Below are 14,558 nucleotides of genomic sequence, written 5' to 3'. Positions count from 1 at the left end.
GTGAAGCAACCATTTCTGCGTCAGCTGCGTCAACCGCCAAAGGATCATTATCAACCTCACCCGGTTCTGGCCCTCTCGGCGCTTCATTCTGAAGCACCTGCCGGGCGGCGTCGTCAGCTGCGCTAACGACTTCCTCAGGCTCAGGCTCAGGCTCAGGCTCAGGCTCAGGCTCAGGCTCAGGCTCAGGCTCAGGCTCAGGCTCAGGCTCAGGCTCAGGCTCAGGCTCAGGCTCAGGCTCAGGCTCAGGCTCAGGCTCAGGAGTTGGGTCGGCTAGGGCCGGTGCGGCGTCAAGCGCACTCTCTTCGACCAAAAGCTCTTCTTCTTCGCCACCGTCTTCGACAATGGCATCCAGCCCCTCTTCGATCTTGGATGAGGATTTGAACAGCTTGTTCTTGAGCTTTTTGAAAAACGACATGCGCGCCACCTTTTTGCGTGCCAACCAGTTAAACCTCCGGGGCGCTGATGAAAAGGTGGCATTGACTATGGCAGCCGTGAAGGCAGGATTAACAGGTTATGAAATGGTTTGCCCTGGCTCTTTTTCTGATCGTCCCCCTACCTGCGTTTTCCGGGCCGCCCGAGCGTATTTGCTCGTCTGGCACATGGGGCCCGGTGGAATGCATCCGCAAGGCGCATTTCGCCTATGATATCTGCAACGCGATTGAACGCTTTGCCGCCCATAACGATCTTGATCCACATTTCTTCGCCCGCCTGATCTGGCAGGAAAGCCGGTTCGACGCCTACGCCCTCAGCCCCGCAGGCGCACAAGGCATTGCGCAGTTCATGCCCCACACGGCGCAACGGCGTGGCCTCGGCGACAGCTATAACCCGGCCGAGGCGTTGGAGCATTCGGCGCGCTATCTCTCTGAAATGGCGCGGACATATGGCAGCCTGGGCCTGGCCGCAGTGGGATACAATGGCGGTGAAAGGCGCGCCGAAGGGCTGATCGCAGGCACCGGCGGGCTGGCACAGGAAACCGTGGATTATGTCCGCATCATCACCGGTGTGCCGCATCAGAACTGGCTGGAAGACCCAAAACCTGCACCCGATCTTCGCCTGTCGACGACCCTGCCCTTTGCTGCCGCCTGCTTTGAGATGGCCAGGACCCGCCGGATCACCAAGCTGAAACCAGTGGCCCCGGCGATCCAGCCTTGGGGCATTCAGATGGCATTCGGTCTGAGCAAGAAAAAAGCCCGCGCCAAGTTCGAACGAGTCACACGCGCCTGTTCCGGACTGATCAAAGGTCAGAAACCCGACCTGGTATTCGAGAAAAGCCGCGCCAGCCCGAATGGCGGATACTTCATGGCCCGCCTGGGCCGCGACAGCCGCGATCAGGCCTGGCGCGATTGTGCGAAGATGAAGAAGCAGGGCTGTATCTGCGCGGTTTATCGCAATGATTAAAGCGGCGCGAAGGCCAGCAGGAAGCCCAGTTGCGCCAGCCAGTAAAGCGCCCACACGATGAAAGGCGTCACTTTGCGCAATGGATGGTCAGAGCGAAGCAAGAACATCTCGGTTGCCAGCACCGTGTCAGAGGCCATGAACATCAACGCCGCAGGTAAGGCCAGCCAAAGCGCGCCCGATGACGGCACACTCATCGCCGCCACACCCATTCCGGCAATCACCAGCACATAGGCCAGAACCGCAAAGCGCAGGGATCCGGCGTGACGGTAAAGCAGGGCCATCATGATCGCAGCAAAGAGAAACAGAACTGCGATGGCCCATACTGGCACCCCTGCAGAATCGGAGGCAGGGTGGCTGATGAACAACACGATATAGGCGATATGGCCCGCCGCGAAGGCCGCGACACCGGCGAGGAAACTCCGCTCACCTTCCAGCGACAGGAAAAAATCACCGATCGCACACAGCGCCAATGCGACAATCAAGGCCACCGGTGCATTCACCAGCGCCGCGGCCACCACCAAAAGCAAAACTGAAGCGGTTTTAACGCATGTTTTCAATAAACTGGATGGTCGAAAACAGAACCAGACCAGATAGAGTGCCGCCAAAAGCGCGGCCAGAGAGACCGCAAAACTCGGAAGCATCACACCTCGTCAGGGAAATGCTTCATCGTCAAGCGGATCGGATTTGGTGCCGCCTGCCCAAGACCACAGATCGAGGCATCGGCCATGGCCGTGCACAGCTCTTCCAGAAGAGGCTGATCCCAACTGTCGGCCTGCATCAGCTTGACCGCCTTTTCACAGCCCACCCGGCAAGGCGTGCATTGTCCACAGCTTTCATCCTCGAAAAAGCGCAGCATGTTCAAGGCGGCCTCTTTCGCGCTGTCCTGATCTGACAGAACAACAACAGCGGCGGACCCGATAAACGAGCCATGCGGTTGCAACGTGTCGAAATCCAGCGGAATGTCATCCATCGACGCAGGCAATAGCCCCGAGGACGGACCGCCGGGCTGATACGCCTTGAAACTATGGCCATCCAGCATGCCACCCGATGCGGCGATGATATCCGTGATCGTGCTGCCCGCTGGCAACAGGTGCACACCGGGTTTTTTCACACGCCCCGACACTGAGTAAGAGCGCAGGCCCTTGCGGCCATTCAGCTCGACATCCGACAGGATTTCCTTGCCCTGGCGCAGCACCTTGGTCACCCAATAGAGGGTCTCAACATTATTCACCAAAGTGGGCCGCCCGAAAATACCGACATTGGCCACGAAGGGCGGGCGATGACGCGGAAGGCCGCGCTTGCCTTCGATGCTTTCGATCATCGCGCTTTCTTCGCCGCAGATATACGCACCCGCCCCGCGCCGCAGGTCGATATAGCCCGGCTCGACAATGCCCGCCTCTTCCAGCGCCGCGATTTCCTTGGCCAGAATATGCAGCACGGCAGGATACTCGTCGCGCATGTAGATAAAACAGATCTCGGCCTCAACCGCCCAAGCCCCAATCAACATTCCTTCAAGGAAAACATGAGGTTCCCGTTCGAGATAAAAGCGATCTTTGAAGGTCCCCGGTTCGCCTTCATCACCGTTCACCGCCAGATAGCGCGGACCAGCTTCAGCGCGCACAAAACCCCATTTACGCCCCGAAGGGAAACCAGCGCCGCCAAGCCCTCGCAGGCCCGAAGCCAGCAGTTCTTCCTGAATGGCGTCGAAATCGCCGCTCTCGCGGATCTTGGCGAGAGTTTCATAACCGCCGCTTAAGCGATACGTCTCAAAGTCCTGATATTGCGGGATATGCGGGTGCGTATCATCGCCTGCGATTGCCGCCTGTATCTTTTCAGGCGTGGCGTGGTCGATATGGTTATGCCCGATCTCCAGTACAGGTGCGGTATCACAGCGACCCATGCAAGGGGCCCGCAAAACCCGCACCTGGGACGCATCCAAACCGTCTTCCAGGGCTGCCTTCAACGCCTGCGCGCCCGCCAGTTCGCAGGAGAGGGAATCGCACACCCGAATGGTCAGCGCAGGGGGCGGAGTCTCGCCTTCTTTGACCACGTCGAAATGGGCGTAGAAGGTGGCGACCTCGTAAATCTCGGCCATGGAAATGCGCATCTCTTCGGCCAGAGCGCGCAGGTGCGCCGCAGACAAATGGCCGAATTTATCCTGAATCAAATGCAGATATTCGATCAGCAAATCGCGGCGGCGAGGTTGATTACCCAGCAAGTCCTGCACTTCGGTCCAGGCCTGATCTTCCAGCTGGCGACCCTTGGGCGTGCGCCGCCCCTTGCCCTTACCTGATTTCCAGACGCCTTTGCGCTCATCCAATGCCATGGTGGATCCTCTGCATTAACCCGTTCGCAGCAATATCGGCTGACGCCCCCTCTGGCGAGGCCAAAAACGACATTCGCCCCCTCGGAAACGTTGGGCTGCCGCCGATTTCTCATTATGCTGCCCAAAGCGTGCCGGATTCGCGTGTTATCCGACCATCAACTGTCACCTTGGGACGAGTAAATGCACCTGTTCGCAATCGCCACGATCACCCCGTTCTTGCTGATCCTGACTGCCAGCTTTGCAGGCGGGGTATGGGGATGGCTGGCAGTCGGTTACATCACTGCGTTGGTTTTTGTACTGGATCACCTGATTGCCGTGCAGACCGGGAATGCCGACCCGGAGGCGGAATTTCCAGCTGCAGACAACCTGCTGAAAATCCTGGGCGGTTTGCATTTCCTGTTGCTCGGCTGCGTACTTTGGGCCGTTGCAGGGCCCAATGCGCTGACATGGGTTGAACGCGCGCTGGCGGCCCTCTCCGCCGCTTTGGCCTTTGGTCAAATCTCGCATCCGGTGGCGCATGAGTTGATACATCGCCCCTCGCGGCGCCTGCGCCTGATGGGCAAGCTGATTTATACATCGATCCTGTTTGGTCATCATGCCAGCGCCCATGTGCGGGTGCATCACGTTCATGTCGGCTCCAAGAACGATCCGAATTCCGCGCGCTGGGGCGAGGGATTTTATCGCTTTCTGCTGCGTGCCTGGCCGGGCGGGTTTCGCGCGGGCTTGCAAGCCGAGACCCGCTTGCGGCGCAATCTGCAAACCTCATGGCGCGCGCATCCCTACGCGCTCTACGTGGGCGGCGCGGTTGCAATGTGCCTCGTTTCGCTGGCCATGGCCGGGGGGGCCGGACTGGCGACCCTGATTTTCCTCAGCCTTTACGCACAGATACAAATCTTCCTGTCCGACTATGTACAGCACTACGGGCTGCGCCGCGCCACCCTGGCAGATGGCACACCAGAGCCGGTCGGGCCACGGCACTCCTGGAACACGCCGCACTGGTATTCCTCGGCCATGACACTCAATGCTCCGCGCCACTCGGATCATCACATGACGCCGTCGCGACCTTATCCTGCATTGCAACTGCGCGATGGTGACATGCCGGTCCTGCCCTATTCGCTGCCAGTGATGGCCGTGCTGGCATTACTGCCGCCGCTTTGGCGTAAGGTCATGGACCCGCTTTGTGCGCAGTGGCAACCGGATTGGGATGGCAAACCCAAAGCGGATGCGCGCAGCATTTCGCCCGCTGTTTTGGCCCGTGCGAAAGCGGGTGGTGTTGGCACAACGGATTTGCCACACTCGCCTCATGAAAATGATCGCGACAGCATTGTGCATTCTGATCAGCATCCCGGCCGCGATGGCCCAGGGCCTGATGAGCGCCGAAGAGTTTGACCAGTTCACCCGCGGCAAAACGTTTTACTATGGCACTAACGGCCGGGCCTACGGGGCGGAAGAATACCTGCCAAACAACCGCGTGATCTGGACCTTTCTGGATGGGCGGTGTCAAAACGGCATCTGGTACGAAGAAAACGGGATGATCTGCTTTGAATACGAGCAGATCGAACGGCGCCAATGCTGGACGTTCCGCGAAAGCGTCAGTGGCGGGTTGATCGCTCGGTTTCAGGACGACCCGGCCGAGTTGGAGCTCTACGAGGTGCAACGCTCGGCCCAACCCCTGCAGTGCCCCGGTCCGGATGTGGGTGTTTAGACTTTACAATTTACGACCTGCGTGGCGACGTTATCCACAATCGCTCTGGGAATCCGTTTCTAAAGTAAACTTCCCTGATCAGGATCCACAGGTTTGGATTTAGGTTTTCTTTGCGTGGATTTGGGCGCTGCTGCGGTATCCAAAGCGAACCTGCCATCGCCAAATTCGATCTCAAGCGCCTTTGCCTTGGCCGCCAGCGCCTTTGAGGTCACAACCTTGTCGCCATCGCGAACCACGGCGAAGCCTCGCTTTAACGTCTCCTTGTAACCTACTGTTTTCCTGATACGTTCTAACCCTTCCAGACGATCCCGCAAGAGGCTGATCTGGCGGTTTCCGGAGTCAGAAAGGCGTTGGTTGATCTGATCAAGCGCACGCCGCTGGCGGGTCATTTCCGCGTTCAGCGCGTTCAGATTGAGCCGGGCGGCGGTGCCCGACAAACGACGTTTTTCTCCCTCAACGGCGCGCAGCAGCAGACCGGGGCGCAATGCGCCGGCCCCTTCGGACAAGGCAACACGCCGGGTTTGCACGAGCCGGATCAGCGAGGTGCCCAGCTTGTCAGACCACCCGTCAAGCCGCTGGCGCGGGGTGTCCAGCAACGCCTCGATCCGGGGCATGGCGCGTGAAAGATCCCGCAGGCGCTGACCACGCGTGGTGATGCCATTGCTGAGTGACTGTGTGAGACGCGCCTCCTGCCCGTCCAGCCAGGCCAGAAGATCAAGACGCACCGGCACCGCCAGTTCCGCGGCCGCGGTCGGTGTTGGCGCGCGCATATCGGACGCGAAATCAATCAACGTGGTATCGGTTTCGTGCCCCACCGCCGAAATCAGCGGAATGTCCGAGGCCGCCGCCGCGCGGACAACCGATTCCTCGTTAAACCCCCAGAGGTCTTCAATAGACCCACCACCTCGGGCGACAATGATCAGGTCGGGGCGCGGCAAGGCTCCGCCAGGGGTCAGGGCATTGAACCCCTCAATCGCGCGGGTCACTTCGGGGGCACATTTCTCACCCTGCACAGCAACCGGCCAAAGCAACACTTTGCGCGGAAACCGATCCCGCAACCGATGCAGGATGTCGCGGATCACCGCCCCGCTGGGCGAGGTAACAACACCAATGATTTCAGGAAGGTAGGGGAGTTCCTGTTTATGCTCCGGTGCGAACAGCCCCTCGCCCGCCAGCGCCTTTTTGCGCGCCTCAAGCATGGCCATCAACGCGCCAACACCGGCCGGTTTCATATCCTCGATCACGATCTGATAACGTGACTGGCCAGGGAACGTGGTCAGCCGCCCGGTGGCGACCACCTCCATCCCTTCCTCAGGCTGGACGGCCAGACGCGTGGCAACGCCTTTCCAGATCACACCGGCCAGGACCGCCCGGTCATCCTTGAGGTCCATGTAGATATGCCCCGAGCGCGGGCGCGAGACGCGGCCCACCTCGCCGCGCACCCGGACATGGGAAAACTCGCCCTCGATCATGCGTTTGACCACGCCCGAGAGGTCCGAGACGGTAAACTCCGGAGCGTTCTCGCCGGGTGTGGGATCGTCGATCAGATCGGACATATGCTGTGCCTCGTCGCGCCTTGTGTCTGGCTTTGCGGCAGCTTAGAACGCCGCCAAGCAAAGGCCAAGCGGGGGAAACGACATGAATATTCTCATTCTGGGCGGCGGGGGCCGGGAACATGCCTTGGCCTGGGCGGTAATGCAGAACCCCAAATGCGACAAGCTGATCGTGGCCCCGGGCAATGCCGGGATTGCCGAAATCGCTGAATGTGCTGATCTGGATATCGAAAACGGCGCCGAAGTGGCCGAGTTCTGCGATGCCAACGCGGTGGAATTCGTGATTGTCGGGCCCGAAGCGCCGCTGGCCGCAGGCGTAGCGGATCGCTTGCGCGAGGCAGGGTTGCTGGTGTTCGGACCCAGCGCGGCGGCGGCCCAGCTGGAAGCCTCGAAAAGCTTTACGAAGGCAGTCTGCGATGCGGCAGGCGCCCCGACCGCGGGCTATGGCCACTTCACCGATGCCGAGGCCGCAAAGACCTATCTGCAAGACCAATCCATGCCCATCGTGATCAAGGCCGACGGGTTGGCGGCGGGCAAAGGCGTGATCATTGCCGAAACGCTGGCTCAGGCGACGGAAGCCATTGACGACATGTTCGGCGGGGCCTTTGGCGGGGCTGGCGCAGAGGTGGTGATTGAAGAATTCATGGAAGGCGAGGAAGCGTCCTTCTTTGTGCTTTGCGACGGAAAAACCGCATTGGCCATGGGTACCGCCCAGGACCACAAGCGTGTGGGCGAAGGCGATACCGGGCCCAACACCGGCGGGATGGGGGCCTATTCCCCTGCCCCGGTTCTGACCGATGCGGTGGCCGAGGCAGCGATGGAGCAGATCATCCGCCCCACCCTGGCCGAGATGGAAAAGCGCGGCGCACCCTATCAGGGGGTGCTTTATGCCGGGCTGATGATCAAGGACGGGCACCCCCGGCTGGTGGAATACAATGTGCGCTTTGGTGATCCGGAATGTCAGGTTCTGATGATGCGCCTTGGCGCGCAGGTGATGGATTTGCTGCATGCCGCCGCCGAAGGGCGGCTGGCCGATTGCGCCGTGAACTGGGCCGATGATCACGCTGTGACTGTGGTGATGGCCGCAAAAGGCTATCCCGGGAGCTACGCAAAAGGCAGTGTGATCAATGGATTGGGTGCTCTGCCGGAAGACAGCTCGAACATGGTGTTTCATGCCGGCACCAAGAAGGTGGATGGCAAGGTGACCGCCGCAGGTGGACGAGTATTGAACGTGACCGCGCGAGGTGGGTCGCTAAAGGAAGCCGTGGATCGCGCCTATGCGATGACGGGCGCGATTAACTGGCCCGAGGGGTTTTATCGCCGCGATATTGGGTGGCGGGCGCTTTGACCTCAGATATCGGATCGCCTGCGCGATCCGACCCATGTGGGGGGGATGCCCCCCCACCCCCGGGATATTTCTGGCCAGAAGAAGCTTAAAAACAGGAAAGAGCCGCAGAAAGACTATCTGGTCCGGTGTAAGGGCCGATGTCTTTTGGCATGATTGTCTGCCCGTCGAATGTTGTGGCGACAATCCGGGACCAATCGCCTGATGCGGTGATGATCTGATGGCGATCCCCGCAGAGGCTTATGCCACCCACAATGAAATCCCAGCCGATCTTGTGGTTGGTCAGGCCCGGATGGCTGGCAATCTCGCTGAATTTTCCGGATGTGTAGCGCCAGATCCGCAGGGTTTTGGCCAGATGCGGACGGTCGATATAGGCGATCTCGATTTGGCCATCGCCATCAAGGTCCGCCGCACCGATCGGGGCAAGCCAGCGGTTTGTCTGGCCGATGTGAGGTGTTTTTGTAAGGCGTCCTTCATGCGTGTATATCGCCAAAGCCGCACCGCGCGCGATGGCTGTTTCCACCACGATCACCTCGGGTGTGCCATCGCCGGTGACATCGGTCAGCCGGGGCTCGATATCCTCAAAGACATACCCGACCGGCAGGGTGATCTTGTACCGGTGTTTGCGTAAAACGGCATTTTGGGACAAGCGATCCGTCTCCGCGCCGTCCGTTTCAATCTCCAGCGCGCGCCATTCCACGGCATCGCCAAGAACGCCGTGTTGGTAGATTTTTGTCGGTTCGACAAACCGTGCCGCTGTAATGGTCTCGCCCGCCGCAGAAGATGCGATCAGCGCCAGAACAGCAGCGCTGATCAACCGCATCAGATTTGCTTTTCGGGCATCTGCACCACAAGACCGTCCAGCGCATCGGTCACCTTGATCTGGCAGGTCAGGCGCGAACGCGCGGGGTCAGGCTCGTACGCGAAATCAAGCATGTCTTCTTCCATGTCGTCCTTGGCCGGCACTTTCTCGACCCAGTCGGGATGTACATAGACATGGCAGGTTGAACAAGCACAGGCGCCGCCGCAATCGGCCTCGATGCCCGGAATATTGTTGTCGCGAGCCCCTTCCATCACGGTCAAACCGTTGGCCACATCGACCACATGTTCAGTGCCGTTATGCTCGACATAGGTGATTTTTGCCATGCGTGTGCCCTTCCCTCAGATCACTGCATTCATGATTCCTAGCCAAGCGATTTAGGGCGCTCCAGCCCAAATTGCACGTCGGAAATGAACGCCAATGCAGAATTTTTCCTGGTTTGCCCTTGATCAGCCGGTTTTTGCCCCGGATTGGTGGGCGAGTGTGATGTCTTGAACACGCGCTTTCGCGCCTCACGCAAACGCGCTAGAGTGTCGCAAAACATGCCCTCAAGAGGCCCGAGCTTTATGATCCGATCCTTTGTTGTTGCGTTTTGCGCCATTTCTCTGGCCGCCGGGTGTGAAAACGATGTCTCCGGGCCGCTCGCAGGCGAACCCGAACTGCAGCGCAGCGTGGCCGAAGCGCCACCGGGGGCCGCCCCGGGCAGTTGCTGGGGCAAAAGCGTGACCCCCGCGGTTGTGGAAACCATCACCGATCAGATCGTGCTGCAACCGGCGCAGATTGATAGCAACGGCACAATTCTAAGCCCCGCGATCTACAAGACCGAGACCCGCCAGGCCATCGTGGAAGAACGCCGCGAGACGTGGTTCGAAACACCTTGCGATACCGTCCTGACACCGACTTTTATCGCCACATTGCAACGTGCCTTGCAGGCGCGTGGGCTTTTTCGGGGCAATGTGAACGGGCAGATGGATGGCCGCACCCGCGCCGCCGTGCGCCGCTATCAGAAGCCACAAGGGCTGGATAGCGGGATTCTGTCGCTGGATGCCGCACGGCAACTCGGCCTTGTTGCGCTGGAGCGTGAAGACGCCGAGAGTTAACATCTCACGACCATAGAAAGGCCCCCGATGACGCTCCGTTTTGCCAACACGTTGGACGAGTTACCCGATCAGGAAGATTTGTTTTCGCGCTCGGGGCTTGAATTCATGCAGGATGTTCTGGCCGGAAGGCTGGCCGGGGCCACGATTGGTCGCACGATGGGGTTTTGGATCACCGAGGTTGAAGCGGGCCGCGTCGAGTTTCAGGGGCAACCAGATGTGCGCGTGACCAATCCGATGCGCGGAGTGCATGGGGGCTGGTATGGCGCGATACTGGACAGTTGCATGGGCTGTGCGGTGATGACTTGCGTGCCCAAAGGATCATTCTACACCACCTTGGAATATAAGATAAATATCACCCGCGCCCTGCCCTTGGGCACCAAAGTGAGTGCCAGCGCGGTGGTGACCCATGCCGGGCGCTCAACCAGTGTGGCGACGGGCGAAATCCGGGGGCTGGACGACGACAGGCTCTATGCCACGGGATCGACCACCTGCATGATCATGAAGGGTCCGGCAAGCTAAGCAATCGGATCGGCCATTGGCAAAGTCAGATCACCGGTTTGAACGGTAGGATGAAGCCGCTCGGACCGGGTTTGTCCGGGTTTTCGCGCTTTTCGGATCAGGAATAACTTGCCCCAGTATCGCCACGTGCTGACCGACGGGGCCGTTGGATCGGTGGGAAACTGCGCCTTCCAGTCCTCCGGTAAGGATAGGCCGCATTCCGCTGCCCTTTCCAGCATCCAGACCAACGGGATATTGGCCAGAGGCCTTGCTGCATGGAACCCGCTCAACTGCCCGCCAATGTCACCATGGGTGCCGCGAAACCAGACCTGATCGACCCGGCCCGTATGACCCGGCGGGCAGTCCCAAAGGACGGGCTCAAATGCTGCTCGGGTTTCATCAAGGGCCAACGCATGAAACCCATGACGGATTGTCGGGCCCAGTTGGTGGGAATGAAAGGCATGGGCCGGTTCGCTGACCCGCCACAGAAGCGGCAGGCGCAGGCCCAGCGCCTTGACCGAGTCCCAGACGCCCACCATCTCGATCGGGGCGCTGTCGTGGCAATAGGCGCGGGCGAAATCCCGGGCGGCAAGGCGGCCCTGACCGCATTGGTAATGGCGATAGGCCTGGATGATGTTCCGCTCGGTCGCGTGGGCGCGTTTCAGCAAACCCACGCCGTCGATCATCCCCGCCAGCGACCGCACGGCATAGGCCCCCCGAGAATAGCCCAGCAGGAAAATCCGGTCCCCCGCGCGATAGCGGCTGGCCAGATAGCCATAGGCGCGGCGAATCTGGCGGTTGATACCCCGCCCCATCAAGACATCCGGGGTGCTGCGCCAGTCGCGCCATTGCACGCCTGCCTCGTAATAGAGCGACAAGGCCGCACTGTTATGGCTGCACAATAGCTTATAGGTCAGCCCAGCATTGCTTTCGTCACCTGGATTGAGGCTGGACATGGTGCCATCCAGAATAATCACGTGATCAACCGGACCGCGCCCTAGGGCAGGTGGGCTATGCGCCTCTTGCCGGCCAAATGGCCACAGGCGCGCAAGGGGTTTTATCCATGTTTGCCAGCGCATTATGCACCTGAAAGACGACCACCAGACAGGGGCGGCCTCCTACAATGTGGGGCACAATCGCCCCACACGCGAGGAAAATCTCTGTGAAGGCGATGTGAGCTTCAGAGCACCGCGACCGTGACCGGTGTGCCCACCCCATATCCGTTGAACCCTGTGGTCAGGCTGCGCGAATACGCCCCCATCCCGGCAAAGAGTACATAATCGCCCTCAACCAGATCGCCGGGCAAGGGCACCGGATCGGGCAAGCGATCAAGGCTGTCACAGGTCGGGCCAAACACGATGCGCGCCTTTTGGCTTGCTTGGCGGGCTTCGCCAGAAGGACTGATCACGGCAATCCGGTCACCCACGCCCATATCGCGTGCTTCGGTAAGACCACCATAGATACCGTCGTTGAGAAAGATTGCACCATCGTTGCGCAGGGCCTTGATGCGCGTGGCCAGAGTAAAGGCCTCGGCCACCATGGCCCGCCCCGGCTCGCAAACCAAGGCGGGCGGGTTCGCACCGAAATGCTGGTTGATCTGGGTTTGGATGTGATCGAAAATCGCTTCGATGTCGGGTGCTTGGCCACTACGATGTGCGGCGAACCCACCGCCCACATTCAACCGCGCCAGCGTCACGTCAGCTCGTTTTGCTACATCCGCTGCAGCGGCAATGTAGGCCCCCCAAGCACGCGGGTCAGCACATTGAGTGCCCGGATGAAACGTAATCGACGGTGTCAGGCCAAGCCCAACCACCCGACGTAACAAGGCCACGGCGTGATCCGGATCGGTTCCGAATTTCTCGCCAAAATCATAGGCAGCTCCGGGCACGGGCAAGGCCAGCCGCACGGTGATTTCACTGCCCTTGGCAATGCCCGCCAACTTGTCCAGCTCATGATCGCAGTCAACCGAGAAGGATTGCACACCCAACGCCTTGGCCATGGCAATCTCATCGGTCGAACGCACTGGATTGTTATAGTGCAGCACTGCGTCGGGGCTGAGCGCGCGGATCGCGTACATTTCGCGCGGGCTGGCCACGTCAAAAGCCCTGATTCCGGCCGAGAGCAAATTCGCCAACACCTCTTCCCCTGCATTAGCCTTGACCGCGTAGGTCACCAAGCCGTTGAACCCCTTGAGGAATCGCCGTGCCGTCGCCTGCAATACCGCCGGGCTGAAATAAAGCTGCACGGTATCGGGATGATGACGGGTCAAATGGCTGACTGGATCAGCCCAGATTGGGGTGTTGCGCATGGGTGCCTCACTGCTTTTCTCTAGAATTCTCGGTTTTGACGTCGATTCATCTGGTAGGATTGTCTAATCTGACTCTTAGATTCGTCATTTTCACGGTAGTTACATGCAGATCGACGAAACAGATCGCGCCTTGTTGGCCTTGTTACAAGAAAATGCCCGCCTGCCCGTAGCAACATTGGCGCGTCGGTTGGGGCTGGCACGCACCACGGTTCAAGCCCGGCTTGACCGGCTGGAAACAAGTGGCGTGATCCAGGGTTACGCCGTGCGGCTAGCCGACAGTTTGCGGGCACCTTTGCGCGCAACCGTGCTGGTCAGTATCGAGCCCCGAACAGCACCGACGGTTCTTGCGCGGCTGAAGTCGCTGCCACAGGTACAGCGGGTGCACACCACGTCGGGACGCTGGGATCTGATCGTGACCGTTGAGGCGGCAACCACCGAAGGGCTGGACGATACGCTGGACAGTATTGGCGAAGCAAAGGGCGTGCGCAGTTCTGAAAGCTTGATCCACCTGACGACCAAGATGGACCGGGGGCGCTAACCCAGCCCCTCGCAATAACCCATCAGCCAGTCCCGGAATTGGCGTGCCGGAGGACGCAACGAAGCGCGGTCCGTATAGATCAGGTGATACGCCTCGGCCCCCGGCAAGGAAAACTCGCCGAGGCAGCGAACCAATCCCGCCTCGCGCATCGCCTTGTCACTGGCCGGCGCGCGCGCAAGGGCGATGCCGGCCCCTTCTTTCGCCAAGGCCATCGCCATGAGCGTGTTATCCGCAAAGACATAGCGCGCATTGCCCGCAGCAACGCCCGCGTGATCCAGAACAGAAGACCATCCGGCACGGTGGGTTGAGACCTCAATCAACTTATGCTGAAACAGATCCGATGCAGTTGTGATCGCCGCGGAAATCCGCGGAGTCGCTACCGGGTACAACCGTTCTTCCATCAGCTTGTCGCCTTCGGCCCCAACGGTCTGGGGATTGCCGATGATCACCTGCATATCATTGAACCCGCGCGAGAAATCAAAACGGTCATTGCCCGTGGTCAGGATCAGCGAGATATTGGGATGGGCATCGGTGAACGCAGCATAGCCCGGCGTCAGGATTCCATGGGCAAATAGCAAAACAGCGCGGACAAAAAGCTGTTGCGTACGCGCCGTTCCGAACAGGCCTTCCGTGGTGGCATGCAGTGTCTGCAATGCATGTTGCACACCGGGCAGATAGGCGTGCCCCATCTCGGTCAGCGTCACGGCATGCGCGTGCCTTTCGAACAGCGGCGCACCCAGGCGATCCTCAAGGGCCCGCACCTGTTGGCTGACGGCGGCGGCGGACATGTGTAGCTCATCCGCGGCGCGGGCAAAGCTTTCACAGCGCGCAGCGGCCTCGAACACGCGCAGCCAGTTCAGAGAGGGGAGAGATGCAGCCATAAGGCAGGCTAAGTCAAACTTGCCCTTAGCGTCCAGTGCAATTGTTATGTGCCGTGGTTGCTGCAGGTTATGGTCGACCAACAAAA

Annotated in this window: 15 protein-coding genes and 1 pseudogene; 7 read left to right on the top strand and 9 right to left on the bottom strand. The window is 60.0% G+C overall.

Features of this window, described 5'->3' with window-relative positions:
• Positions 1-415 (bottom strand): annotated as a pseudogene (locus tag V6N02_RS20090) (signal recognition particle-docking protein FtsY); the annotation flags it as partial.
• A 98-nt stretch (positions 416-513) separates the two neighbouring features.
• Here V6N02_RS20090 and V6N02_RS20085 point away from each other — a divergent pair.
• Positions 514-1,398, top strand: a complete 885-nt coding sequence (locus V6N02_RS20085) for a lytic transglycosylase domain-containing protein (RefSeq protein WP_371228728.1) — start codon at positions 514-516, stop codon at positions 1,396-1,398.
• Here V6N02_RS20085 and V6N02_RS20080 read toward each other — a convergent pair.
• Complete coding sequence (locus V6N02_RS20080) at positions 1,395-2,039, bottom strand: lysoplasmalogenase (RefSeq protein ID WP_371228726.1); 645 nt, start codon at positions 2,037-2,039, stop codon at positions 1,395-1,397. The two genes, V6N02_RS20085 and V6N02_RS20080, sit on opposite strands and share 4 nt — an antisense overlap.
• Complete coding sequence (locus V6N02_RS20075) at positions 2,039-3,724, bottom strand: NAD(P)H-dependent oxidoreductase subunit E (RefSeq protein ID WP_371228722.1); 1,686 nt, start codon at positions 3,722-3,724, stop codon at positions 2,039-2,041. Before V6N02_RS20075 ends, V6N02_RS20080 begins: the two co-directional genes overlap by 1 nt.
• Positions 3,725-3,904: 180 nt before the next feature.
• On the opposite strand from V6N02_RS20075, the gene V6N02_RS20070 reads away from it, so the two are divergent.
• Both V6N02_RS20070 and V6N02_RS20065 read left to right on the top strand, forming a co-directional pair.
• Positions 3,905-5,113: an alkane 1-monooxygenase gene (locus V6N02_RS20070; protein WP_371228719.1), complete on the top strand. Its 1,209-nt coding sequence runs from the start codon at positions 3,905-3,907 to the stop codon at positions 5,111-5,113.
• Positions 5,094-5,429: a hypothetical protein gene (locus V6N02_RS20065; RefSeq protein ID WP_371228718.1), complete on the top strand. Its 336-nt coding sequence runs from the start codon at positions 5,094-5,096 to the stop codon at positions 5,427-5,429. Before V6N02_RS20070 ends, V6N02_RS20065 begins: the two co-directional genes overlap by 20 nt.
• 59 nt (positions 5,430-5,488) lie before the next feature.
• On the opposite strand, the gene xseA is transcribed toward V6N02_RS20065, so the two are convergent.
• The gene (gene xseA, locus V6N02_RS20060) at positions 5,489-6,985 is read right to left on the bottom strand and encodes an exodeoxyribonuclease VII large subunit (RefSeq protein ID WP_371228715.1); all 1,497 of its coding nucleotides are present in this window, start codon (positions 6,983-6,985) and stop codon (positions 5,489-5,491) included.
• Positions 6,986-7,067: 82 nt separating this feature from the next.
• Here xseA and purD point away from each other — a divergent pair, with 82 nt between their 5' ends.
• Positions 7,068-8,330, top strand: a complete 1,263-nt coding sequence (gene purD, locus V6N02_RS20055; RefSeq protein ID WP_371228713.1) for a phosphoribosylamine--glycine ligase — start codon at positions 7,068-7,070, stop codon at positions 8,328-8,330.
• An 85-nt stretch (positions 8,331-8,415) separates the two neighbouring features.
• Here the strand turns inward: purD and V6N02_RS20050 are convergent, their stop codons facing one another.
• Positions 8,416-9,150, bottom strand: coding sequence for an FG-GAP repeat domain-containing protein (locus V6N02_RS20050; RefSeq protein ID WP_371228710.1), 735 nt, complete (start codon positions 9,148-9,150; stop codon positions 8,416-8,418).
• Positions 9,150-9,473 carry a 2Fe-2S iron-sulfur cluster-binding protein gene (locus V6N02_RS20045; RefSeq protein ID WP_371228707.1) on the bottom strand — a complete coding sequence of 108 codons (324 nt, stop codon included), beginning with the start codon at positions 9,471-9,473 and terminating at the stop codon, positions 9,150-9,152. Before V6N02_RS20045 ends, V6N02_RS20050 begins: the two co-directional genes overlap by 1 nt.
• A 240-nt stretch (positions 9,474-9,713) precedes the next feature.
• On the opposite strand from V6N02_RS20045, the gene V6N02_RS20040 reads away from it, so the two are divergent.
• Together V6N02_RS20040 and V6N02_RS20035 are read left to right on the top strand one after the other, a co-directional pair.
• On the top strand, positions 9,714-10,247 hold the full coding sequence (locus V6N02_RS20040) for a peptidoglycan-binding domain-containing protein (RefSeq protein ID WP_371228705.1): 534 nt from the start codon (positions 9,714-9,716) through the stop codon (positions 10,245-10,247).
• 27 nt (positions 10,248-10,274) lie between these two features.
• On the top strand, positions 10,275-10,766 hold the full coding sequence (locus tag V6N02_RS20035) for a PaaI family thioesterase (protein WP_371228702.1): 492 nt from the start codon (positions 10,275-10,277) through the stop codon (positions 10,764-10,766).
• On the opposite strand, the gene V6N02_RS20030 is transcribed toward V6N02_RS20035, so the two are convergent.
• Both V6N02_RS20030 and V6N02_RS20025 read right to left on the bottom strand, forming a co-directional pair.
• Positions 10,763-11,824, bottom strand: coding sequence for a DUF2235 domain-containing protein (locus tag V6N02_RS20030; RefSeq protein ID WP_371228699.1), 1,062 nt, complete (start codon positions 11,822-11,824; stop codon positions 10,763-10,765). The two genes, V6N02_RS20035 and V6N02_RS20030, sit on opposite strands and share 4 nt — an antisense overlap.
• A 101-nt stretch (positions 11,825-11,925) precedes the next feature.
• A complete protein-coding gene (locus tag V6N02_RS20025; RefSeq protein WP_371228696.1) occupies positions 11,926-13,053 on the bottom strand; it encodes a type III PLP-dependent enzyme in 1,128 nt (375 codons plus the stop codon).
• Between the two features lie 103 nt (positions 13,054-13,156).
• On the opposite strand from V6N02_RS20025, the gene V6N02_RS20020 reads away from it, so the two are divergent.
• Positions 13,157-13,591, top strand: coding sequence for an Lrp/AsnC family transcriptional regulator (locus tag V6N02_RS20020; RefSeq protein ID WP_371228693.1), 435 nt, complete (start codon positions 13,157-13,159; stop codon positions 13,589-13,591).
• On the opposite strand, the gene V6N02_RS20015 is transcribed toward V6N02_RS20020, so the two are convergent.
• Entirely contained in the window at positions 13,588-14,472 is an 885-nt protein-coding gene (locus V6N02_RS20015) for a LysR family transcriptional regulator (RefSeq protein ID WP_371228691.1), read from the bottom strand. The two genes, V6N02_RS20020 and V6N02_RS20015, sit on opposite strands and share 4 nt — an antisense overlap.
• Between the last annotated feature and the right edge of the window lie 86 nt (positions 14,473-14,558).

This window comes from Roseovarius conchicola (assembly GCF_041403425.1).
Lineage (GTDB): Bacteria > Pseudomonadota > Alphaproteobacteria > Rhodobacterales > Rhodobacteraceae > Roseovarius > Roseovarius conchicola.
Note: the sequence above shows the minus strand (reverse complement) of the source record. Positions and strands in the feature narration are given on the sequence as shown.

Coding starts and splice junctions, on each gene's coding strand:
- V6N02_RS20050 (WP_371228710.1), bottom strand. CDS start 9,150: ATGCGGTTGATCAGCGCTGCTGTTCTGGCGCTGATCGCATCTTCTGCG.
- V6N02_RS20085 (WP_371228728.1), top strand. CDS start 514: ATGAAATGGTTTGCCCTGGCTCTTTTTCTGATCGTCCCCCTACCTGCG.
- V6N02_RS20035 (WP_371228702.1), top strand. CDS start 10,275: ATGACGCTCCGTTTTGCCAACACGTTGGACGAGTTACCCGATCAGGAA.
- V6N02_RS20075 (WP_371228722.1), bottom strand. CDS start 3,724: ATGGCATTGGATGAGCGCAAAGGCGTCTGGAAATCAGGTAAGGGCAAG.
- V6N02_RS20025 (WP_371228696.1), bottom strand. CDS start 13,053: ATGCGCAACACCCCAATCTGGGCTGATCCAGTCAGCCATTTGACCCGT.
- V6N02_RS20070 (WP_371228719.1), top strand. CDS start 3,905: ATGCACCTGTTCGCAATCGCCACGATCACCCCGTTCTTGCTGATCCTG.
- V6N02_RS20065 (WP_371228718.1), top strand. CDS start 5,094: ATGAGCGCCGAAGAGTTTGACCAGTTCACCCGCGGCAAAACGTTTTAC.
- V6N02_RS20040 (WP_371228705.1), top strand. CDS start 9,714: ATGATCCGATCCTTTGTTGTTGCGTTTTGCGCCATTTCTCTGGCCGCC.
- V6N02_RS20015 (WP_371228691.1), bottom strand. CDS start 14,472: ATGGCTGCATCTCTCCCCTCTCTGAACTGGCTGCGCGTGTTCGAGGCC.
- xseA (WP_371228715.1), bottom strand. CDS start 6,985: ATGTCCGATCTGATCGACGATCCCACACCCGGCGAGAACGCTCCGGAG.
- V6N02_RS20020 (WP_371228693.1), top strand. CDS start 13,157: ATGCAGATCGACGAAACAGATCGCGCCTTGTTGGCCTTGTTACAAGAA.
- V6N02_RS20080 (WP_371228726.1), bottom strand. CDS start 2,039: ATGCTTCCGAGTTTTGCGGTCTCTCTGGCCGCGCTTTTGGCGGCACTC.
- V6N02_RS20045 (WP_371228707.1), bottom strand. CDS start 9,473: ATGGCAAAAATCACCTATGTCGAGCATAACGGCACTGAACATGTGGTC.
- V6N02_RS20030 (WP_371228699.1), bottom strand. CDS start 11,824: ATGCGCTGGCAAACATGGATAAAACCCCTTGCGCGCCTGTGGCCATTT.
- purD (WP_371228713.1), top strand. CDS start 7,068: ATGAATATTCTCATTCTGGGCGGCGGGGGCCGGGAACATGCCTTGGCC.